Genomic DNA, 20758 nt, shown 5'->3' on the forward strand with positions numbered 1-20758 from the left:
ATGGAGCGCCCCTCGGACCAGCGCCTGACGACCGAGGGGATGCAAGCGCCGCGCGAGGGCCGCCTGCTGGCCCTGGCCTGCGGCGCGCTCGCCCATGAGATCCTGGCGATCAAGGCGGCCAATGGCTGGACCCATCTGGACCTGCATTGCCTGCCCGCCAACCTGCATCTCTGGCCCGACCGGATCCCCGACGCGGTCGAGGCCGCGGTGACCAAATACCGCGAGGCCTATGACGAGATCCTGGTGGTCTATGCCGATTGCGGCACCGGCGGCCTGTTGCAGGCCCGCTGCGCGGCGCTGGGCGTGCCGATGGTCGAAGGCCCGCACTGCTATTCCTTCTTTGCCGGCAACGCCGATTTCGCCGCGAGGGCCGAGACGGAATTCACCGCCTTCTACCTGACCGATTTTCTGGTCAGGCAATTCGAGGCCTTCGTCTGGCGGCCGATGGGCTTTGACCGCCACCCCGAACTGATCGCCATGATGTTCGGCAATTACGAAAAGCTGGTCTATCTGGCGCAGGTCGACGACCCGGCGCTCGACGCCAAGGCCGCCGAATGTGCCGCCCGCCTCAACCTCGCCTATGAGCGCCGCCTGACCGGCTATGGCGACCTTGTCCCGGCGCTCTCGGCGCTGGCCGGGCGCACGGCGCGGTGATCGGCCGGCCTCGGGCATTGTAACCGGGGGCGGCGCGGCCTAATCTCGACGAAACCCCCTTTTTCTGGCACCGATGACCCCGCACGAGATCGAACACGCCGCCGCCGAGCCGCAACCCGCCAACCGCCTGTCGCTGGTCGATCGCTACCGGCTGCAGACCTGGTTCCTGGGGATCATCGCCTTTTCGATGATCCTGTTCCTGCTGGTGCAGGCGCGGTTCATCCTGATCTCGCTGGTCATCGCCATCATCCTCTTCTCGCTGACGGCGGATGCGATCACCGCCTTCTCGCGGCTCAGGATCGGGTCGTGGAAGATCACCAACTGGCTGGCCTCGGTCGGGGCCTTCGCCATGATCGCGGTGATCCTGCTGACCCTCACCGGCATCATCATCAGCCAGATCAACACGGTGGTGACGACGACGCTGGGCTATACCGACCAGGCGATTGCCGCCATGGCGCGGCTCGCCGCCTGGATCTCGCCCGAGGCCGAGCAGATGGTCGAAACCTCGATCCGCTCGATCCAGGTCTCGACCTATATCAGCACGCTGGCCGGGCAGGCCTCGAACCTGCTCAGCGCGACGACGCTGGTCATCCTGTTCGTGGGTTTCCTCTTTGCCGAGCGGCTGTGGTTCAACACCAAGCTGGAGAACCTGCTGCACGACAAGGCGCAGGCCAAGCGCGTGGGCCGCATCATCCATTCCATCGTCCGGCGGGTGAACCATTACCTTCTGGTCAAGACCGGTGTCTCGCTGGCGACCGCGCTGGCGGTCTATCTGCTGATGGAGGGGTTCCGCCTCGATTTCGCCGGGCCCATGGCGATCCTGACCTTCGTGCTGAACTACATCCCCTCGGTCGGCTCGATCATCGCCACGATCCTGCTGGGGCTGGTGGCGCTGATCCAGGTGACGGAACCGGCGACGGCGCTGCTGGTCTTCGTGCTGGCGGGGATGATCCAGTTCGTGCTGGGCTCGGTCATCGACCCGATGCTGATGGGCCGGGCGCTGAGGGTGTCGTCCTTCGGCATCATCATCTCGCTCGCCTTCTGGGGGGCGCTCTGGGGGATCGCCGGGATGTTCCTGGCGGTGCCGATCATGGTCGCGGCGATGATCGTCTGCTCGCATATCCCCGCCGCAAGGCCGGTGGCGGTGCTGCTGTCGCGCGAGGGGCTGCCGGAGATCGAGGAAGCGGGAACCGTCACGGACGAGGGCGAACCGATCCGCCGCGCGGCAGAGTGACGTAGGGTGCGTGCTTGCACGCACCGATCCCGCCGGTGGTGCGTGCGAGCACGCCCCCTGCGTTAAGCCTTCTCTCACCGGTTTCCGCGTTGATCGGGGCATGTCCTCGTATCTCCGCCCCCGCGTTCCCGGTGCCACGATCTTCTTCACCGTCCGTCTGGACGCGGCCGGCGGCACGCTGCTCACCGACGAGATCGACCGCCTGCGCCACGCCGTGGCAGCCACGCGACGGGAGCGGCCGTTTACCATCGACGCTTTCGTGGTGCTGCCGGACCATCTGCATTGCGTCTGGACCCTGCCCGAGGGGGATTGCGAGTATTCGGAGCGGTGGCGGTTGATCAAATCCCGCTTCTCGATGGGATTGCCACCGGGCCCTCGGCGGCATTCCCACCTTGCCCGGAACGAGAGGGCGATCTGGCAACGCCGCTTCTGGGAACACCATATCCGCGATGCGGAGGATTACCGCGCGCATGTCGCGTATTGCCGGGCCAATCCGGTCAAGCACGGGCTCGCGACATCGCCCGAGGATTGGCCCTTTTCCTCGGTCCACCGCGACCGCCGCCTCGGCCTGCTGTAGGGTGCGTGCTTGCACGCACCGTCGGGGCGGATTCGGGTCGGGGGACGGTGCGTGCAAGCACGCACCCTACGGGGCGCCGTGCCTCACCGGATGCGGCCGCAGGTTTTTGACGAAACCCGCTTGCCCGCGCCTGCCTTGAGGATGGACAGCCTCAGCTGTCCATCTTCAACGCCGAGATGAACGCCGCCTGTGGGATCTCGACCTTGCCGAACTGGCGCATCTTCTTCTTGCCGGCCTTCTGCTTGTCCAGCAGCTTGCGCTTGCGGGTCGCGTCGCCGCCGTAGCACTTGGCCGTCACGTCCTTGCGCATCGCCGACAGCGTTTCGCGGGCGATCACCCTTCCGCCGATGGCCGCCTGGATCGGGATCTTGAACATGTGGCGCGGGATCAGGTCCTTGAGCTTCTCCACCATCGCCCGGCCGCGCATCTCGGCCCGGTCGCGGTGGACCATCATCGACAAGGCATCGACCGGCTCGTCATTGACCAGGATCGACATCTTGACCAGGTAATCCTCGGCATAGCCGGTCAGCTGGTAGTCGAAGCTGGCATAGCCCTTGGTGATCGATTTCAGCCGGTCGTAGAAGTCGAAGACCACCTCGTTCAGCGGCAGGTCGTATTCCACCATCGCCCGGTTGCCGGCATAGGTCAGGTTCAGCTGCACGCCGCGGCGGTCCTGGCAGAGCTTCAGCACGTCGCCGAGGTATTCGTCGGGCACCATGATGGTGGCCTTGATCCGCGGCTCCTCGATATGGTCGACATGGGTCAGGTCGGGCATGTCGGCGGGGTTGTGCAATTCCTGCATGGTCCCGTCGCGCAGGAAGATCTTGTAGACCACCGAGGGCGCGGTGGTGATCAGGTCGAGGTCGTATTCGCGTTCCAGCCGGTCGCGGATCACCTCGAGATGCAAGAGCCCGAGGAAGCCGCAGCGGAAGCCGAAGCCGAGCGCCGCCGAGGTCTCCATCTCGGAGCTGAAGCTGGCGTCGTTCAGCTGCAGCTTCTCGATGGCGTCGCGCAGATCCTCGAAATCATTGGCATCGACCGGGAAGAGGCCGCAGAACACCACCGGCTGGGCGGGTTTGAAGCCCGGCAGCGGGGTCTCGCAGCCCTTCTTCTCGGTGGTGATCGTGTCGCCGACCCGGGTGTCACGGACCTGCTTGATCGAGCCGGTCCAGATGCCGATCTCGCCCGGGCCGAGCTCCTCGATATCGACCATCTGCGGCTTCAGCACCGCCAGCTTGTCGACGCCGTAGATCGCGCCCGTTTGCATCATCTTGATCCGGTCGCCCTTGCGGATCACGCCATCCATGACGCGGATCATGACGACGACGCCCAGATAGGGGTCGTACCAGCTGTCGACCAGCATGGCCTTCAAGGGCGCGTTGCGGTCGCCCTTGGGGGCGGGCAGGCGGGTGACGATGGCTTCCAGCACCTCGGGGATGCCGAGGCCGGATTTGGCCGAGATCAGCACCGCGTCATGCGCGTCGAGGCCGATCACATCCTCGATCTGCTCCTTCACCCGCTCGGGCTCGGCCGCCGGAAGGTCGATCTTGTTGAGGACCGGCACAATCTCGTGCCCCGCGTCGATCGCCTGATAGACGTTGGCGAGCGTCTGCGCCTCCACCCCCTGCGAGGCGTCAACGACCAGCAGCGAGCCCTCGACCGCACGCATCGAGCGCGACACTTCATAGGCGAAGTCGACGTGGCCGGGCGTGTCGATCAGGTTCAGCACATAGGTCTTGCCGTCCTTGGCCGGGTAATCGATGCGGACGGTGTTGGCCTTGATGGTGATGCCGCGCTCGCGCTCGATATCCATCGAGTCGAGGATCTGCTCCTTCATGTCGCGTTGCGCCACGGTGCCGGTCAGCTGGATCAGCCGGTCGGCGAGCGTGGATTTGCCGTGGTCGATATGCGCCACGATGGAGAAGTTGCGGATTCTGTCGAGCTCGGTCATGGCGGGCATATGAGCAGGTTTCTTCGAGCCGTCAATGCTTGCTTTGGGCCCTAGAGCTGCGCGTCGAGCGTGGCGTGGTAAAGCCGGGCATAGGCCGTGGCCTCGGCCGCATCCGAGCTTTGCCAATCGGCGCGGGACAGCCAGTCGGGATGCGGCTCGGTCCCCCAGCCGGGCAGGTCGGGGACGCCGAGATGCCCCGCCTCGACCCGGAACGGGTCGGTGGTGAAAAGGCCCCGCTGCCAGGGGTAGTAATCCTCGCCCTCGATCGAGAATTCGAGGTATTTGCCGGCATTCGGGATGGCCCGCATCAGATGCATCGTCGCCAGCGTCACCAGACCCAGATTGGCGGCATGGGGCGTGACCGCCAACCCCTCGGCCGAGGCCAGCCGGGCGACATGCAGCGTCTTCGCCAGCCCGCCCAGATAGAGGATATCGGGCTGCACCACATCGACCGCCCGGTCGCGGATCATGCGGGCGAAGGTGGTGACCTCCACCTCTTGCTCGCCGCCGGTCACGTCGATGTCCAGTGCCTCGGCCACGGCGGCGGTGGCGTCGAGGTCCCACCAGGGCACCGGCTCCTCGTAATGGCCGACGCCATTATCCTCCAGCATCCGGCCCACGGCGATGGCGCGCGGCACGGAGAAACCCGAATTGGCGTCGACCAGCGTGTCGAGGCCGCGCAGCGCCCCGGTCACGGCGGGGATGATCGCCTCGGTCCGGCCCTCCCATTGGTCGCGGTCCTCGCCCATCTCGGCGCCGATGCGGAACTTGGCGGCGGTGAAACCCTGCTCGCCGCAGATCCGCTTCAGGCGCTCGGCCTCCTCATCCGGGGTCAGGTCACGGCGCATAGAGCTGGCATAGGCGCGCACCGGCCCGGCGCTGCCGCCCAGAAGTGCGGCCACCGGCTTGCCGGCCCGCCGCCCCGCCATGTCCCACAGCGCCGTGTCGAGCCCGGCCAGCGCCCGGTTGCGATAGGAGCCGGGGAATTTGTGCTCGGCCCGCTCGATCCGGGCGACCAGCGCGGCGATGTCGGCCGAATCCTGGCCCAGGGCCCAGGGGGTGATCTGGCGGTGAAAGACGCGGGCGGTGAGATCGGCGTTATAGGTCGCGGTCTGGCCCCAGCCGATGGCGCCATCCTCGGCCGTCGCCTTGACGAAGCAGACGAATTCGTCGTGGAAAGTCTCGAGGCGGATCAGGCGCATGGGCAGGTCCCGGCTGTTTCGCATCAGACTAGCCGCGCCCTGCCCCGCCGTCCATGGCGGCGTAGGATGGGCAATATTGCCCATCCTGCCGGGCGTTAGAGCCGCAGGCCGCCGGTCTGTTCCAGCCAGAAGGCCAGGCGTTCCTTCAGGATCCGGGGCTGGCTCAGCGCCTCGGTCTCGGGGTCGAGGCGTTCGAGGATCTCGACCCGGTAGCCTGCCGTCGACGCGGCCTGCAGGCCGGCATGGGGATGGGCACCCTGCCCCAGCGTGAAGCGCAGCCGGTTCTCGACCGTGTCGAGCCGGGGCGCGGCGGCGATCCAGAGATGCCCGCCCGCGTGGATGGCGTAGATCCCGGCCTGCGGTCTGGCCTCGCGATAGGACGAGGCGGCGGCTTTGCGGTCCTGACGGTTCATGGCGCGACTCCTTTGATGCGGTTGATAGCAGAGCTCTGCGCCTCGCACAATATTACCCGGGTAATATTGACAAACGATCCCGCCCGGTGTTCATGGCGCCATGGAACAGAATGATACATGCACCGCCTTTCTGGGGCTCGAGATCGTGGCCGAGGGGCCGCTGGCGCAGGTGGCGCCGGTGGCCCTGGCCAAGGGGGCGCTGGTCTTCGATGACCGGACGGGGCGGGTCGTCGACCTTGACCCGCGCGATTGGGTCGTGCCGCCCCCGCCCCGGCGCGGACGGCCGAAGCTGGGGGTGGTGGCGCGGGAAGTCACGCTGCTGAAACGCCATTGGGACTGGCTCGGATCGCAGCCGGGCGGGGCCTCGGCCACGATCCGGCGGCTGGTCGAGGCCGCGCGCGCCGACGAGGGCGGCGCGGCCGAGCGGCGCGACGCCTGCTGGCGGGCGATGAACGCGCTGGCGGGGGATCTGCCGGGCTTCGAGGAGGCGAGCCGGGCGCTTTACGCCGGTGATCTGGTGGGCTTCGCGGCAAGGGTCGACGGCTGGCCCGAGGGCATCCGGGGTTATGTGCGGCGGATGGCGGGGGTGGGTGCCTAGGGGGTCAGGTGCGTGCGAGCACGCACCCTACGGGTGTTTTCGAGTAAGGCCCGGATTCTCCCTTTCCCTGCAGGGTGCGTGCTTGCACGCACCATCCGCTCAAAAGTCAGACCTTACCACTCCGCCGGCACATTGTTGAAAAAATGCAAATAGGGCCGGCATTCCCCTAAGAACCCCGACCCCCAATGTTGAAAAAGTATCAGCCTGCTCAGGCCATATCAGGCGGCGTCGCCTCGGCGGCAAGCGCCGGGACCAGGGCGTCCAGCGCCATCGTCTCGGTCCGGTTGTCGCCCAGCCGCCGCACCGACACCGTGCGCTCGGCCACCTCGCGCGCGCCCAGCGCCAGGATCACCGGCACCTTGGCCAGCGAATGCTCACGGACCTTGTAGTTGATCTTCTCGTTGCGGATGTCGGCCTCGACCCGCAGACCCGCCTTGCGCAGGGCATCCACGACCTCGGCGACATATTCATCCGCCTCGGAGACGATCGAGGCCACCACCACCTGCTGCGGCGCCAGCCACAAGGGCAGCTTGCCTGAATAGTTCTCGAGCAGGATGCCGATGAAGCGCTCGAACGATCCCAGACAGGCCCGGTGCAGCATCAGCGGCCGGTGCTTGGCACCGTCCGCGCCGACATAGCTCGCGTCCAGCCGCTCGGGCAGGTTCGGGTCGACCTGGAACGTGCCGCATTGCCAGTCGCGGCCGATGGCATCGGTCAGCACGAATTCCAGCTTCGGCCCGTAGAAGGCCCCCTCACCCGGGAACAGCTCATAGGCATAGCCCGCCGCGGTCACGGCATTGGCCAGCGCGGATTCGGCGTAATCCCAGCTTTCCTCGGTGCCGATGCGCTTATCCGGCCGCGTCGACAGCTTGATGCGCCATTTGTCGAAGCCAAGTTCGGCATAGACATCGGCCAGGAATTCGATGAAGCGCTTGGCCTCGCCCTCGATCTGCTCTTCGGTGGCGAAGATATGCGCGTCATCCTGCGTGAAGCCGCGCACCCGCATGATCCCGTGCAGCGCGCCCGAGGGCTCATACCGCGCGCAGGAGCCGAATTCGGCCATGCGCAGCGGCAGGTCGCGGTAGGACTTCAGCCCGTGATTGAAGATCTGCACGTGACACGGGCAGTTCATCGGCTTCAGGGCATTGATGGTCTTTTCCTTGGCGCCCTCTTCGTCCACCTCGACGATGAACATGTTCTCGCGGTAATTCTCCCAATGCCCCGAGGCTTCCCAGAGCTTGCGGTTCACCACCTGCGGCGTGTTCACCTCGACATAGCCGCCCGCCCGCTGCTTGCGGCGCATGTAATCCTGCAACGTGGCATAGATCGTCCAGCCGTTCGGATGCCAGAAGATCTGGCCGGGGGCCTCTTCCTGCATGTGGAACAGATCCATCTCGCGGCCCAGCTTGCGGTGGTCGCGCTTGGCGGCCTCCTCGAGCATGTGCAGATGCGCTTTCAGGTCGTCGCGGTTCTTGAAGGCCACGCCATAGATGCGCTGCAGCATGGGGCGCGAGGCATCGCCCAGCCAATAGGCGCCCGCCACATGCGTCAGCTTGAAGCCATCGGCCGGAACCTGACCCGTGTGCTGCAGATGCGGCCCGCGGCAGAGGTCCTGCCAGTCGCCGTGCCAGTACATGCGCAGGTCCTGATCCTCGGGGATGCGGTTGACCAGCTCGACCTTGTAGGGCTCGTTGTTCTGCTCGTAATAGGCGATCGCATCGGCGCGCGACCAGACTTCGGTCCGGACCGGCTCGCGGGCGTTGATGATCTTCTTCATCTCGGCCTCGATGGCGCCCAGATCCTCGGGCGTGAAGGGCTCGGCGCGGTCGAAGTCATAGAACCAGCCGTAATCACGCACGGGGCCGATGGTGACCTTCGTATCCGGCCAGAGCGCCTGCACGGCGCGGGCCATGATATGCGCGAGGTCGTGGCGGATCAGTTCCAGCGCCGGGCCGTCATCCTTCAGCGTGTTGATCGAGAGGGTGGCGTCCGACGGGATCGGCCAGGCCAGATCCCAGTGCTGGCCGTTCACCTGGGCCGAGATCGCGGCCTTGGCCAGCGACGGCGCGATGGATTTCGCGACCTCGCCGGGCGTGATGCCGGCGGAGTATTCACGCACATTGCCATCGGGGAATTTCAGGGAAATCTGGCTCATCGGCCAAGCTCCTCGTCGTTTCGGCGCCCACGGAACGCCCGGTTGCGGGTTATGTCGGGGTTATGTGCCGCGCGCCGCGGGCCTTGTCAACGTTGCATGAAAACGCCGCCGCCCGGGTGGGGCGGCGGCGCCATGGCGAGGGGTCGCGCCCTTATTCCTTGCCCGGCGCCGCGGCCCGGCGGGACTTGATCCAGGGCGAGAGATACGGCCAGACGATGGAGAAGGCCGCGACCAGCAGCAACAGGGCCGAGATCGGGCGGGTGAAAAAGGGCCAGACCCCCTCGTCCGTATAGGTGATGCCGCGGCGCAGGTTCAGCTCCAGCATCGGGCCGAGGATGAAAGCCAGGATGAAGGGGCCGACCGGCAGTTTCACCTTGTCCATCAACAGGCCCAGCGCGGCGAAGCCCAAGAGCAGCACATAGTTGAACGCGGTGGAGGAGCCGACGAAAACGCCGATGAAGCCCAGCACGACGATGGCCGGATAGAGGTAGTGGTACGGGATCTTCAGGATCGCCGGGAACAGGCGCATCCCGAAGTATTGCAGGACCAGCGTGATGACCGCAGCCAGGATCGCCGTCAGGAACAGCGCATAGACGATGTCGGGGTTGTTGGCGAAAAGGAGCGGCCCCGCCTGAATCCCGTGGATCATCAGCCCGCCCAGCAGGATCGCCGTGGTGCCGTCCCCGGGGATGCCCAGCGCCACCATCGGGATCAGCGCGCCGCCGACCGAGGCGTTGTTCGAGGTTTCCGAGGCGAAGACGCCGTCGACGCAGCCCTTGCCGAATTTCTCGGGGTGTTTCGACGCGGATTTGGCCTGCGCATAGGCCACCATGTTGGACAGGGCCGAGCCCATGCCGGGCAAAAAGCCGATCCAGAGCCCGATCATGAAGGACCGGACGATGTTCCAGGCGTTGTCGATGTATTCCCTCAGCGTCACGCCGAAGCCCCTGATCTGCGAGACATCGACCTCGGGGATCTGCTGTTCGCCCCGGGCGTGGTCCTGCACGATCTGCTTCAGCGCGAAGAGGCCCAGCATCAGCGCGATCAGGTCGATGCCGCCCGACAGGTAGATCGAACCGAAGGTGAAGCGCGCGTAGCCGTCGATCGGCGCGAAGCCCACCGTCGACAGCAAGAGCCCCAGCGCCGCCGCCGCCATGCCGTGAAAGATCGAGCCCCGGGCCAGCGCCGCGACCAACGCGATGGCGCAGAACCCGAGCGAGAAATACTCCCACGGCCCCAGTTTCAGCGCCATCCGGGCCATGAAGGGCGACAGGAACATGGCGATCAGGATCGAGAAGGCGGTGCCGATGAAACTGGCGACGATGGCCGCGCCCAGCGCTTTGACCGCCTCGCCGTTGCGGGTCATCGGATAGCCGTCGAAGGTCGTGGCGATCGACGAGGGAGAGCCGGGAATGCCCAGCAGGATCGAGCCGATCATCCCCCCCGACACGCCGCCGATCCAGATGGAGACCAGCATGGCCAGCCCGATATGGGGGTCCATGCCGAAGGTGATGGGCAGCAAAAGCGCCACGCCCAGACCGCCCGAAAGGCCCGGAATGGCCCCCAGGATGATGCCCAGCGCGGTTGCGGCCAGGATAATCAGCAGCGTCGTGGGCTGCAGAAGCGACAGGAAAGTGTCGAACATGGCCGGGTCCTCAGAACAGGATGCCGCGGGGCAGGAAGGCGTTGAGCGCGGTGTGGAACAGCAGATGCACCGATCCCGTCACCGCGGCGGCATAGATCAGGCCCCGCCACCAGACGCGGCGCTGGGGCCCGGCAATGATCCAGTAAAGGCCGAAGACCGCGCTCAGGCTGGCGAGGTAGAAACCCACGAGCCACAGCGCCAGGGCGTAGAACAGCAAGAGCCCCGCCATGGTGAGGCCGCGGATCATGGCCTCGGGGTCCATCTTGCGGCCCTGATCGGTGGGCTTGGTCAGGATCAGACCCAGCCCGCAGATCACCAGAATGGTGCAGGCGAAGATCGGGAACAGCTTGGGGCCGGGGTCGTCGTTGAAGGTGCGCACGGTGATCTGCGAGGCGACGGCGATGCCCGCCACGCCCAGCGCCAGCAGACCCGCACCAAGGGGGCGATCGGTGTTCATGTCTCTCTCCTGCCGGGGACGGGGCGCGCGGGGTCTCCGCCCGCGCGCCCTGCCGGGTTCATTGCGCCGCAAGGCCGAGGTGGCGCGCCAGCTCGGCGATATGCTGGTCTTCCTGCTGGACGATGGCATTGGCCTCGGCAAGCGAATGCGCAACGAAGCTGCTGTCGGCCGCCGCCAGCGACTGGGCGACCTGCGGGTCATCCCCCATGGCCTGAATCGCGGCGTTGATGGTCTCGGCCACCGCCGGGTCGATCCCGGCCGGGCCCAGCACCAGAAGCGGCGCGATCCAGGACACGTTCACGCCCTGATCGAGGCAGGTCTGGAATTCGGGATAATCGGGATCGGCCACCGGATCGACCATGCAGAGCACCCGCATGTCGCCCGATGTCACGTATTGCCGCGCCGAGCCCGCGCCGAGGTTGCCCAGCGTGATATGCCCGCCCTGAATGCCCGCGACCTTGTCGACCTCGGCCGAGGCCTCGACCAGCCGCAGGTCGACGCCTTCGTTCATCATGATCGTGCCGGCGATGAAATGCGTGGCCTGCCCCAGCGAGACGCCGACCGTGTATTGCCCGGGATGGGCACGGGCATCGTCCACGAACTCGCGCATCGTCTGCCAGGGGGCGTCGGGCGCCACCGCATAGACCTGCGGCGGATAGCTCTGGGCGATGCCCAGCACGCTGAATTCGTCCAGCCCGTGGCTGTAGCGGCCGGTCTGGATACCCACCAGCATCCCGGTATGCTGGAAGAGCAGCGTCTGGCCATCGGGCGCGGCGTTGCGCACCGTCTCCTGCGCCACGACGCCGCCGCCTTCGGGCTGGTTGATGACCGCCACCGCCGCGCCGGTGTGGCGTTGCAGGAAATCGGCAAAGATGCGGCCCATGACGTCGGTGCCGCCCCCGGGGCGCGAGGGGATAATCAGCTGGACCGGGCCGTTCGGCCAGCTCTGGGCACCGGCGGCACCGGCGGTCAGCGCCAGCGCCAGGGCGGCGGCCAGGGACGTCTGCAGTTTCATGTCATGTCCTCCCGAATGATCTTGGCGTTGCTCGTGTCACTGCGCGTAAAGCGCGCGCAGCCAGTCGACGATCAGCCCCCGGGCCTCGCGAAAGCGCGAGTGGCAGGCGATCAGAAACCCGTGGTCGGCGTCGGCGTATTCCTTGACCACCACGTCATTGCCCGCCTCGACCAGCCGCGCGGCATAGGCGCGCGCCTCGAAGCGCAGCGGGTCCAGCCCGGCGGTGATAATCAGCGCGGGCGGCAGGCCCTTGATCGCCGCCTCCGGGGCCAGCACCGGCGACAGAAGCGGGTTGCGCAAATTCTCCTCGACGCCCGCGTAGCAGACGGAGAAGGCGTGCAGCCGCGCGGCCGGGAAGATCGACTGCGGCTCCAGCTTGTCCTCGGGCGCGGTCACGGCATCGAGGAACGGATAGGACAACAGCTGCCCCAGCACGCGGAAATCCCCCGTCTCCTGCGCCATGAGGCAGATCGCAGCGGTTAGGTTGCCGCCCGCCGAATGGCCGCCAAGGGCGATCCGCGCCGGATCGCCCCCCAGCGCGGCGGCATTGGCAAAGGCCCAGGCGGTGATGTCATAGCCTTCATGCAGCGCCGTCGGGAACGGATGTTCCGGCGCCAGCCGGTAGTCGAGGTCGATGACCACGGCATCCAGACGGCTGGCCAGATACGCGCAGAACACCGTGTCCCGCTCCTGATAGCCGCGCACGAAGCCGCCGCCATGGATGTTGACGAAGATCGGCCGCGGCCCGGCGGCGGGCGCCTTGGGCGTGACGATCACGATCCGGGTGTCGCCCGCGCGGGTCGGGATGAACCGCTCCTCGGCCGTGCAGAGGTCGAGGTCGGCCATCAGGTCCGGGGTCAATTGGGTGGCAACCAGATTGGTCGACCGCAATTGCCCGGCCAGGATCAGCCGCTCGGCCTGCGTCAGCGAGAAATCTGGAACCGGCCCGGTCACGCGGCCTTCTCCAGGATCTTGCGGATCCCCTCGATCCGCTGATCCATGAGCCGGGGCCAGACCGCCCGGTCGACGAAGGGATTGTGCCCCTCGGCGATGGCGTCCACCCGGTCCATCATCGCCACCTGCGCCGGATGCGAGCCGAGGGTGATCGCCACCGGCATGTCCCGCAGCCTGAGCAGCGAATCGAGGTAATCCTGTTGCAGGCTGAAGGGCAGGTTGTTGTCGCGCAGATACTCGTCGGTCACGGTAATCAGCCCGATCCCGCCATGCATGCCCACCAGCAGCGTCTCGCCCCCCTCCTCGACCTCGAAGAAGAAGCTGGTGGTGCCCGGCGTGTGGCCCGGGGTCAGCAGCGTGCGGATGCTGCGGTCGCCGAACACCACCGGCTGGTTGTCGGAATAGAAATCGTCAGGCTCGAACGGGCCCCAGGGATAGCCGTCGTTCAGCAATTGGTCGGGCCGCTCGTTGAGGAAGTGCCAATCCTCGCGGCTCATCATCACTTTGGCGCCCGAGGCCTCGACCAGCGGGCGCACGCCGCCCAGATGGTCGTAATGCATGTGGCTGACCAGAATCAGCTTCAGATCGGCAATGTCGAAGCCCAGTTTGCGGATCGCCTCGAACACCAGATAGACCTGCGGCTGCATGGTCGTGTCGATCAGGATCAGCCCCTCGGTCGATTGCAGCAGATAGGCGCCGACCCAGTTGTTGCCGACATACCAGGTGCGGGGCGCGACCGGGAAGGGATCCACAGCCACCTCCCAGGGACGTTCGCAGCCCTGGATCAGGCAGTCTTGGGGGGCGAGGGGCAGCGGGGGCAGTTGGCGGCGGGCCATCGGAAGCGTCCATTCAGCAGTCACGGGGGGGGGCACGGGGCGGCGAACCGCCCCGCGCCGTCTCGGGGGAGAAAAGGCTCAGTTCAGGCCCAGCAGCTCGGCGGTGGCGGCGACCCGGGCGTCGATCCCTTCGAGCCGCGCCTGCATCGCCTCCTGCGGCACCATGCTCAGCGCGAACCCCATGCCGGTGAGCTGGGCGTCGATCGCCTCGTTCGCGACCACGGCGGCAAAGGCGTCATGGATCGACTGCACCACGGCCGGGTCGGTGCCGACCGGCGCCAAGATCAGGAAATCGAGACCGTAGAGGGCGTTGGGATAGCCCGCCTCGACCATCGAAGGCACGTCGGGCAGCACCGGATCACGCGCGGCATCGCTGCCGATCGTGGCCAGAACGCGCAGGTCGCCATTCTCGACATATTGCAGCGTTCCCGGGGTGTTGACCATCGCCGCGTCGATCTGGTGGCCCTGCAGCTGCACCATCTTGTCGGCGTCCGAGCCCGCATCGACGATGCGGAACCGCGCCCCGCTGTCCGAGGTCAGCAGCCCGGCCATGAAATGCGAGGACCCGCGGACCTGCACGCCCATCGACACGCTGTTGGGATTGTCGATCGAGGCCTGCACCAGATCCTGCAGCGTCTGGTAGGGCGAATCGGCGGCCACGGCCAGGGCATAGGTCCCGCCCACCGCCATCTCGGCGGCGACGGCGAAGGCGGTCATCGGATCGGGCGCGTAGGAGCCGGTGTGATGCATGGCCAGGACGCCGGTGTGGAAAAACAGCAGCGTCTGACCGTCGGGGGTCGCGTTGCGCACTTCCTCGGCCGCGACCACACCGCCGCCGCCCGGGTTGTTGACCACCACGAAGGGCTGGCCGGTCTGTTCCTGCAACGCGCCCGCGATGATGCGCGAGACGGCATCGGTGCCGCCCCCCGCCCGGGCCGGAACCACCAGCTGCACCGAGCCCGAAGGCCAGCTCTGCGCCAGCGCCGCCTGCGGCAGCATCAGCGCGGCGCCAGCCAGCGCCAGCAGGCTGCGGCGCGCGATGGGAAATTGAGTCATGATATGTCCTCCCAGACCTCTCCTCTGGCCTTCAGCCTATTGACATCGGGCGCGTTCAGGAAATTGGATATGAGGGCAAGGTATAAGGAATGCTTTTGGCATGGCGCTCAATGCCCAGACCCTTCTTCTGCGGCTGACGACCCGCGCGCGGCTGCGGCACATGCAGGCGCTGGTGGTGCTGGATGACCTGCGGTCGATGACAAGGGCGGCGCAGGCCATGGGTATGACGCAGCCCGCCATGACCCAGCTGGTGGCCGAGATGGAGCAGCTGCTGGAGACCCGGCTCTTCCTGCGCCACTCGCGCGGGGTCGATCCCACGCCGGTGGCCGAGGACCTGCTACCGGTCGCCCGCCGGATCCTTGCGGCAATGGAGGAAGGGGCCGAGGCGATCGCCACCCGCATCCGCCGTGACAGCGGACCGATCCGCGTGGCGGTGACGGTGGCGGCGGTGGGTGCGCTGCTGGACCGGCTGCTGCCGGACTTCAGCCAGCGGCATCCGACGCTGCAATTGATGGTCGAGACGGTGATGGGCTTGAGCCTGTCGGCCTCGTTCAACGGCGAGGATTACGACCTCGTCCTCTGCCGTCGCCAGCGCGTCGTGCCCGAGGGCTGGACCTTTGCCCCCTGTTATGACGACGCGCCGGTCATCGTCGCGGGCAGGCGCCATCCTCTGGCCGGCAAGGCCGTGGTGACGGCCGCCGATCTGGGGCAATGCATCTGGCTGCAGAACCATGTGGCGACGCTGGCGCGGCACGCATTCGACGCGCTGCGCGAGGAGTACGGCTGGGACAACCTTAAGGAAATCAACATGATTTCCCGCATTCCCGAGGTGATGTGGTCGATGCTGCGCCCGGGAACGGCGGTCTGCCTGTCCCCGCGCAGCGTGGCGCTGCCGCGCCTTGCCGACGGCTCGCTGGTCGAGCTTCCCTTCCCGGTCGAGGCCCCGCTGGAGCCGATGGGATTCTACTGGAAACCCGCCGATGCGACCCCCTCGCTGAGGCTCGTCGCGCAAGGCCTGCTGGCCCTGCGCGACGCGCCGTGACGGCTCAGCCCAGCAGATCCGCGGGCAGCAGAGCCTCGGGCAGGTTCTGGTAGCAGACCGGCCTGAGGAAGCGGCGGATCGACAGAGTGCCGACCGAGGTGGCGCCGAAATTGGTGCTGGCCGGATAGGGCCCGCCATGGACCATGGCGTCGCAGACCTCGACCCCGGTGGGGAAGCCGTTGGCCAGAAGCCGTCCGGCCTTGCGCTCCAGCACCGGCATCAGCTGACGGGCCAGCGCGGTGTCGCCCTCATCGAGATGCAGGGTGCAGGTCAGCTGCCCCTCCAGCGCACGGGCGATTTCCAGCATCTGATCGGCGTCGCGGGCGCGGACGATCATGCCGAGCGGGCCGAAGACTTCCTCGCCCAGTTCGTGGTTTGCCAGCCAGTCGTCGCCCGAGACTTCGTAGAGATACGGCGTCGCGTTGCGCAGGTCGCAGACCGAGGTCAGCACCTCGCGCACGCCCGCCGAACCGCGCACGCGGTCGCGGCCCTTGCGATAAGCATCGGCTATGCCGTCCGTCAGCATGACCTGCGGTCCGACAGCCCCCAGCGCGGCGCTGGCGGTGGCGGAGAAGGCCTCGGCCTCGGGGCCGTCGATCACCACGGCAATGCCGGGATTGGTGCAGAACTGGCCCGCGCCCATGCTGAGGCTGCCGGCCCAACCCTGCGCAATCGCCTCGCCCCGCGCTGCCATGGCCGAGGGCAGCAGTAACATCGGGTTGACCGAGCCTAGTTCGCCGAAGAACGGGATCGGATCGGGCCTGCGCGCGCAGAGGTCGAAGAGCGCGCGCCCCCCGGCCAGCGAACCGGTGAAGCCGACCGCCCGGATACGCGGGTCCTGCACCAGAGCCTCGCCCACGTCGCGCCGGCCGCCCTGCACCAGGCTGAAGATACCCGGGTCCATCCCCTGCCCCGCCACGGCCTCGGCGATGGCGTCGGCGACGATCTCGCCGGTGCCGGGATGGGCCGAATGGCCCTTCACCACGACCGGGCACCCCGCCGCCAGCGCCGCCGCCGTGTCCCCGCCCGCGACCGAGAAGGCCAGCGGGAAGTTCGACGCGCCGAACACCGCGACCGGGCCGATGGGCCGCTGCATCATCCGCAGCTCGGGGCGCGGGGGCTGGCGGTCGGGCAGCGCGGCGTCGAAGCGGCGGTCGAGGTAATCGCCCTTCAGGATATGCTCGGCGAACAGGCGAAGCTGGCCGGTGGTGCGCCCGCGCTCACCCTCCAGCCGGGCCGCGGGCAGGCCGGATTCGCGCGTGCCGATATCGGTGATCTCGGCGCCCCGGGCCTCGATGGCGTCGGCGATCGCATGCAGCAGCGCCGCCCGTTCCGCGCGGGTGGCATGGCCGAAGGTCCAGAAGGCGCGTTCGGCCGCCGCGCAGGCCTGCGCGACCAACGCGGGCGTGCCGGTCGAGAAGGCATGCGCCGGGCCCGAGGCCGGGGACGAATGCCAGGTCGCCTCGGTCCCGATCCGCTCACCGGCGATCAGGTGCTGGCCGTGGGGCTGATAGCTCATCGGCCGTTCCTTTCGCGCCAGGCCTGATATTTGGTGAGATTCTCGTCCTTCGTGGCCGGGTAAAGGCCGATCACGCCTGCCCCGCCAGTCACCTCCTCCAGCACGAAATCCTCGAAGGATTCCATACCGGTGCATTCCTCGGCGATCTCGTCGGCCAGATGCGCTGGGATCACCATCACCCCATCGTTGTCGCCGAGCAGCACGTCGCCCGGGAACACCGGCGCGTCGCCGCAGGCGATGGGGCCGCCGATTTCGATGGCCTCGTGCAGGGTCAGGTTGGTCGGCGCCGAGGGGCCGGCGCAATAGGCCGGCATGTCCAGCGCGCCGATGCCGGTCACGTCGCGCAGGCCGCCGTCGCTGACCAGCCCCGCCGCCCCCCGCAACGCCAGCCGGGTGACGAGGATCGACCCGGCGGTCGCGGCGCGGGCATCCTTGCGGGCGTCCATCACCAGCACCCAGCCGGGCGGGCAGGTCTCGATGGCGACGCGCTGCTTGTGCTCGGGGTCGCGGAAGATGGTGATCGGGTTGCGGTCCTCGCGCGCGGGGATGTAGCGCAGGGTGAAGGCCTGACCGACCATCGTACCCTTGCCGGGCTGCACGGGACGCACGCCCTGGATGAACTGCTGGCGCAGCCCACGCTTGTAAAGCGCCGTCGCGACCGAGGCGGTGGAGACCTTCCCCAGTTTCTCGCGCGTGGCGTCAGACAGGATGTAATCGGTCATTTCGGGCCTCGGATCAGTCGGTTGTCGGTCAGGAAACGGGTCATGCGGGCGGTCTGGTCCGGCGTCAGCGGCCAGGCCGAGGGGGGGCGCGTCGGGCCGCAATCGAGGCCCTGGGCGATCAGCGCGGATTTCACGCCGGTCACGTTGGTGCCGCCCATCTCCTCGGCGCGGATGTCCTCGAAGACGCGCATGTCGGCGATCAGCGCGTTGGCCGTGGTGTAATCCCCCGCCTCCAGCGCCGCATGGATCGCCAGCGAGCGTTCCGGCCAGACGTTGATGAGCCCCGAGGTGAAGCCCCGCGCGCCGACCGCGTAGAACGAAGGCGCCCAGACTTCGGCCAGGCCCCCGACCCAGACGATGCCGGGATCGCAGGCGGCCTTGGCCTCGGCCAGTTTCATCGGGTTGGGCGTCGCCCATTTCACGCCCTTGACGCCCGGCAGGGCGCAGAGCGCGGCGATGGCCCCGGTGCCGATCGTGTCGTTCCTGAGGTACAGCATCATCGGCAACCCGCCCGAGGCATCGCTGACCGCGTTCAGGTAATCGACGATCCCGCGCGGGCTGACGAAGGGATCGGGCGGCTGGTGGATCATCAGCGCCGCCGCCCCGGCCTCGGCCGAGGCCCGGGCCAGCCGTTGCGCATCCCTGAGGCCCCGGCCCACGCCCGCCAGCAGCGGCGCGCGTCCGGCGACCAGCGCGGCCACCTCCTGCACCATGGTCACGGCCTCGTCGGTGGTCAGCGCGTAGAACTCGCCGGTGTTGCCGTTGACCACCGGCATGTGCAGCCCCGCCGCCAGCGCCCGGTCGATAATCGGCGAAAGTCGCGCGGGGGCCACGTCGCCCCTGTCGTCGAAGGGGGTCACGAGGATGCCGGAAATGCCGGTCAGCGCCTGATCGAGGGTCACTGTCATCAGTAGATATCCGGTTCGCCAGCGGGTTTGCCGAAGCCGCGTTCCAGGAAGTCGAAGTCGCAGCCCTTGTCGGCCTGCGTCACGTGTTTGGAGAACATCCAGCCCCAGCCGCGTTCGAACCGCGGTTCCGGCGCGCGCCAGGCGGCGGCGCGGGCTTTCAGCTCATCCTCGGGCACCAGCATGTCGAGCCGCCGGTTCGGCAGGTCCAGCCGCACGATGTCGCCCGTCTTCAACAGCGCCAGCGGCCCGCCGACATAGGCCTCGGGCGCGACATGCAGGACGCAGGCGCCATAGGACGTGCCGGACATCCGCGCGTCCGAGATCCTGAGCATGTCCCGGTGGCCCTGCCGGATCAGCGCCTTGGGGATCGGCAGCATCCCCCATTCGGGGAATCCCGGCCCCCCCAGCGGCCCCGCGTTGCGCAGGACCATGACGTGATCGGGGCTGACTTCGGCCTTCTCGTCATCGACGAAGCTCTTCATCTCGGCATAGCTGTCGAAGACCAGCGCCGGGCCTTCGTGCACATGGTAGGCCGGATCGCAGGCCGCGGGCTTGATGACCGCGCCGTCGGGGCAGAGGTTGCCGCGCAGCACGGCCAGCGAGCCCTCCTTGTAGACCGGGTTCGACAGCGGGCGGATCACGTCGTCATTGAAGACCCTGGCGCCTTCGAGGTTCTCGCCCATCGTCCGGCCGGTCACGGTCATCGCCGTCAGGTCCAGCCGTTCGCTGATCTGCGCCATCAGGGCCCTGAGGCCCCCGGCATAGAAGAAATCCTCCATCAGGTAATCCTTGCCCGCGGGCCGGACATTGGCGATCAGCGGCGTCTCGCGCCCCAGGGCGTCCAGATCGTCCAGCGTCAGGTCCACGCCCGCGCGCCGCGCCATGGCGATCAGATGGACCACGGCGTTGGTGGAACAGCCGGTGGCCATGGCGACGATGGCGGCGTTCCTGACCGCGGCCCCGGTGACGATCCGGTCGGGGGTCAGATCCTCCCACACCATGTCGACGATCCGGCGCCCGCAATCGGCGGCCATGCGCTGGTGGCCCGAGTCCACCGCGGGGACCGACGAGGCCCCGGGCAGCGTCAGCCCCATGGCATCGGCAATCGCCGTCATGGTGCTGGCGGTGCCCATCGTCATGCAGACCCCGGCCGAGCGCGCGATACCGCCCTGCAGGCCCTGCCATTCAGCCTCGGAAATATTGCCGGCGCGGCGTTCGTCCCAGTATTTCCACGCATCCGACCCCGAGCCCAGTTTCTGGCCCGCATAATTGCCGCGCAGCATCGGGCCCGCGGGCAGGTAGATCATCGGCACATTGGCGGTGATCGCCCCCATCACCAGCCCCGGCGTGGTCTTGTCGCAACCGCCCATCAGCACCACGCCGTCCAGGGGATGCGCGCGGATCTGCTCCTCGGTCTCCATCGCCAGCATGTTGCGGTAAAGCATCGAGGTGGGCTTGGTGAAACTCTCGTCCACGCTGAGCGACGGCAGTTCCACCGGGAACCCCCCGGCGGCCAGAACGCCGCGCTTCACGTCCTGCGCCCGCTCGCGGAAATGCGCGTGGCACGAGTTCAGTTCCGACCAGGTGTTGAGGATGCCGATCAGCGGCTTCCCCATGAAATCGGCCTCGGAATAGCCCAGCTGCATCATCCGCGAGCGATGCCCGAAGCTGCGCAGATCATCCGGCGCGAACCAGCGCGCGGACCGCAGCGTGTCGGGGGATTTCCGGGTCGGAGACAAGGCAGGCACCTCATGTATTCGCATTCATTGGCGATGTATGCGCAAACATTGATCCCTGTCAACGCCCTTTGCGGTGGCCAT

The 20758-nt window shown here is 67.5% G+C and carries 19 protein-coding genes; 5 read left to right on the plus strand and 14 right to left on the minus strand.

The genetic code is table 11. The features are described 5' to 3' along the window. The 3 genes from DDE23_RS17820 to DDE23_RS17830 all read left to right on the plus strand — a co-directional run bounded on the left by DDE23_RS17820 (window position 1) and on the right by DDE23_RS17830 (window position 2465). Complete coding sequence (locus DDE23_RS17820; RefSeq protein ID WP_107751879.1) at window positions 1-654, plus strand: DUF1638 domain-containing protein; 654 nt, start codon at window positions 1-3, stop codon at window positions 652-654. Between the two features lie 73 nt (window positions 655-727). Then, a complete protein-coding gene (locus tag DDE23_RS17825) occupies window positions 728-1888 on the plus strand; it encodes an AI-2E family transporter (protein WP_107751880.1) in 1161 nt (386 codons plus the stop codon). 100 nt (window positions 1889-1988) lie between these two features. After that, complete coding sequence (locus DDE23_RS17830) at window positions 1989-2465, plus strand: REP-associated tyrosine transposase (RefSeq protein ID WP_107751881.1); 477 nt, start codon at window positions 1989-1991, stop codon at window positions 2463-2465. Between the two features lie 151 nt (window positions 2466-2616). Here the strand turns inward: DDE23_RS17830 and lepA are convergent, their stop codons facing one another. The 3 genes from lepA to DDE23_RS17845 form a co-directional block, all read right to left on the minus strand. Next, on the minus strand, window positions 2617-4416 hold the full coding sequence (gene lepA / locus DDE23_RS17835) for a translation elongation factor 4 (protein ID WP_192883739.1): 1800 nt from the start codon (window positions 4414-4416) through the stop codon (window positions 2617-2619). Window positions 4417-4466: 50 nt separating this feature from the next. Beyond that, entirely contained in the window at window positions 4467-5618 is a 1152-nt protein-coding gene (locus DDE23_RS17840; protein ID WP_107751883.1) for a mandelate racemase/muconate lactonizing enzyme family protein, read from the minus strand. A gap of 95 nt (window positions 5619-5713) precedes the next feature. After that, the gene (locus tag DDE23_RS17845) at window positions 5714-6031 is read right to left on the minus strand and encodes a GIY-YIG nuclease family protein (protein ID WP_107751884.1); all 318 of its coding nucleotides are present in this window, start codon (window positions 6029-6031) and stop codon (window positions 5714-5716) included. Between the two features lie 100 nt (window positions 6032-6131). On the opposite strand from DDE23_RS17845, the gene DDE23_RS25750 reads away from it, so the two are divergent. Beyond that, complete coding sequence (locus DDE23_RS25750) at window positions 6132-6629, plus strand: DUF2239 family protein (protein WP_107751885.1); 498 nt, start codon at window positions 6132-6134, stop codon at window positions 6627-6629. A 208-nt stretch (window positions 6630-6837) separates the two neighbouring features. Here the strand turns inward: DDE23_RS25750 and thrS are convergent, their stop codons facing one another. The 7 genes from thrS to DDE23_RS17885 all read right to left on the minus strand — a co-directional run bounded on the left by thrS (window position 6838) and on the right by DDE23_RS17885 (window position 14747). After that, window positions 6838-8784: a threonine--tRNA ligase gene (thrS, locus tag DDE23_RS17855; protein WP_107751886.1), complete on the minus strand. Its 1947-nt coding sequence runs from the start codon at window positions 8782-8784 to the stop codon at window positions 6838-6840. A gap of 151 nt (window positions 8785-8935) precedes the next feature. Further along, a complete protein-coding gene (locus DDE23_RS17860; protein ID WP_107751887.1) occupies window positions 8936-10429 on the minus strand; it encodes a tripartite tricarboxylate transporter permease in 1494 nt (497 codons plus the stop codon). Window positions 10430-10439: 10 nt separating this feature from the next. Beyond that, complete coding sequence (locus DDE23_RS17865) at window positions 10440-10886, minus strand: tripartite tricarboxylate transporter TctB family protein (protein WP_157958072.1); 447 nt, start codon at window positions 10884-10886, stop codon at window positions 10440-10442. Between the two features lie 58 nt (window positions 10887-10944). Then, window positions 10945-11901, minus strand: coding sequence for a tripartite tricarboxylate transporter substrate binding protein (locus DDE23_RS17870; protein WP_107751889.1), 957 nt, complete (start codon window positions 11899-11901; stop codon window positions 10945-10947). A gap of 36 nt (window positions 11902-11937) precedes the next feature. Next, window positions 11938-12855, minus strand: a complete 918-nt coding sequence (locus DDE23_RS17875; RefSeq protein WP_107751890.1) for an alpha/beta hydrolase — start codon at window positions 12853-12855, stop codon at window positions 11938-11940. Then, on the minus strand, window positions 12852-13691 hold the full coding sequence (locus DDE23_RS17880) for an MBL fold metallo-hydrolase (RefSeq protein WP_107751891.1): 840 nt from the start codon (window positions 13689-13691) through the stop codon (window positions 12852-12854). Before DDE23_RS17880 ends, DDE23_RS17875 begins: the two co-directional genes overlap by 4 nt. A gap of 78 nt (window positions 13692-13769) precedes the next feature. Beyond that, window positions 13770-14747, minus strand: a complete 978-nt coding sequence (locus DDE23_RS17885; protein ID WP_107751892.1) for a tripartite tricarboxylate transporter substrate binding protein — start codon at window positions 14745-14747, stop codon at window positions 13770-13772. 100 nt (window positions 14748-14847) lie between these two features. Here DDE23_RS17885 and DDE23_RS17890 point away from each other — a divergent pair, with 100 nt between their 5' ends. Then, window positions 14848-15789, plus strand: a complete 942-nt coding sequence (locus DDE23_RS17890; RefSeq protein WP_107751893.1) for a LysR family transcriptional regulator — start codon at window positions 14848-14850, stop codon at window positions 15787-15789. A 4-nt stretch (window positions 15790-15793) separates the two neighbouring features. Here the strand turns inward: DDE23_RS17890 and DDE23_RS17895 are convergent, their stop codons facing one another. The 4 genes from DDE23_RS17895 to araD are packed head-to-tail and all read right to left on the minus strand — an operon-like array spanning window position 15794 to window position 20677. Then, window positions 15794-17308 carry an aldehyde dehydrogenase (NADP(+)) gene (locus DDE23_RS17895; protein WP_107751894.1) on the minus strand — a complete coding sequence of 505 codons (1515 nt, stop codon included), beginning with the start codon at window positions 17306-17308 and terminating at the stop codon, window positions 15794-15796. Beyond that, window positions 17305-18030, minus strand: a complete 726-nt coding sequence (locus tag DDE23_RS17900) for a ribonuclease activity regulator RraA (RefSeq protein WP_107751895.1) — start codon at window positions 18028-18030, stop codon at window positions 17305-17307. The genes DDE23_RS17895 and DDE23_RS17900 overlap by 4 nt, the downstream gene beginning before the upstream one ends. Beyond that, on the minus strand, window positions 18027-18938 hold the full coding sequence (locus DDE23_RS17905; RefSeq protein WP_107751896.1) for a dihydrodipicolinate synthase family protein: 912 nt from the start codon (window positions 18936-18938) through the stop codon (window positions 18027-18029). The genes DDE23_RS17900 and DDE23_RS17905 overlap by 4 nt, the downstream gene beginning before the upstream one ends. Then, window positions 18938-20677, minus strand: a complete 1740-nt coding sequence (gene araD, locus DDE23_RS17910) for an L-arabinonate dehydratase (RefSeq protein WP_238150042.1) — start codon at window positions 20675-20677, stop codon at window positions 18938-18940. The genes DDE23_RS17905 and araD overlap by 1 nt, the downstream gene beginning before the upstream one ends. Window positions 20678-20758: the final 81 nt, after the last annotated feature.

The sequence above is a fragment of the Pararhodobacter aggregans genome, from assembly GCF_003075525.1.
GTDB lineage: Bacteria > Pseudomonadota > Alphaproteobacteria > Rhodobacterales > Rhodobacteraceae > Pararhodobacter > Pararhodobacter aggregans.

Bases quoted from the DNA above. Each gene is read 5' to 3' on its own strand.
- DDE23_RS17820 (WP_107751879.1), top strand. From the start codon at position 1: ATGGAGCGCCCCTCGGACCAGCGCCTGACGACCGAGGGGATGCAAGCG.
- DDE23_RS17825 (WP_107751880.1), top strand. From the start codon at position 728: ATGACCCCGCACGAGATCGAACACGCCGCCGCCGAGCCGCAACCCGCC.
- DDE23_RS17830 (WP_107751881.1), top strand. From the start codon at position 1,989: ATGTCCTCGTATCTCCGCCCCCGCGTTCCCGGTGCCACGATCTTCTTC.
- lepA (WP_192883739.1), bottom strand. From the start codon at position 4,416: ATGACCGAGCTCGACAGAATCCGCAACTTCTCCATCGTGGCGCATATC.
- DDE23_RS17840 (WP_107751883.1), bottom strand. From the start codon at position 5,618: ATGCGCCTGATCCGCCTCGAGACTTTCCACGACGAATTCGTCTGCTTC.
- DDE23_RS17845 (WP_107751884.1), bottom strand. From the start codon at position 6,031: ATGAACCGTCAGGACCGCAAAGCCGCCGCCTCGTCCTATCGCGAGGCC.
- DDE23_RS25750 (WP_107751885.1), top strand. From the start codon at position 6,132: ATGGAACAGAATGATACATGCACCGCCTTTCTGGGGCTCGAGATCGTG.
- thrS (WP_107751886.1), bottom strand. From the start codon at position 8,784: ATGAGCCAGATTTCCCTGAAATTCCCCGATGGCAATGTGCGTGAATAC.
- DDE23_RS17860 (WP_107751887.1), bottom strand. From the start codon at position 10,429: ATGTTCGACACTTTCCTGTCGCTTCTGCAGCCCACGACGCTGCTGATT.
- DDE23_RS17865 (WP_157958072.1), bottom strand. From the start codon at position 10,886: ATGAACACCGATCGCCCCCTTGGTGCGGGTCTGCTGGCGCTGGGCGTG.
- DDE23_RS17870 (WP_107751889.1), bottom strand. From the start codon at position 11,901: ATGAAACTGCAGACGTCCCTGGCCGCCGCCCTGGCGCTGGCGCTGACC.
- DDE23_RS17880 (WP_107751891.1), bottom strand. From the start codon at position 13,691: ATGGCCCGCCGCCAACTGCCCCCGCTGCCCCTCGCCCCCCAAGACTGC.
- DDE23_RS17885 (WP_107751892.1), bottom strand. From the start codon at position 14,747: ATGACTCAATTTCCCATCGCGCGCCGCAGCCTGCTGGCGCTGGCTGGC.
- DDE23_RS17890 (WP_107751893.1), top strand. From the start codon at position 14,848: ATGGCGCTCAATGCCCAGACCCTTCTTCTGCGGCTGACGACCCGCGCG.
- DDE23_RS17895 (WP_107751894.1), bottom strand. From the start codon at position 17,308: ATGAGCTATCAGCCCCACGGCCAGCACCTGATCGCCGGTGAGCGGATC.
- DDE23_RS17900 (WP_107751895.1), bottom strand. From the start codon at position 18,030: ATGACCGATTACATCCTGTCTGACGCCACGCGCGAGAAACTGGGGAAG.
- DDE23_RS17905 (WP_107751896.1), bottom strand. From the start codon at position 18,938: ATGACAGTGACCCTCGATCAGGCGCTGACCGGCATTTCCGGCATCCTC.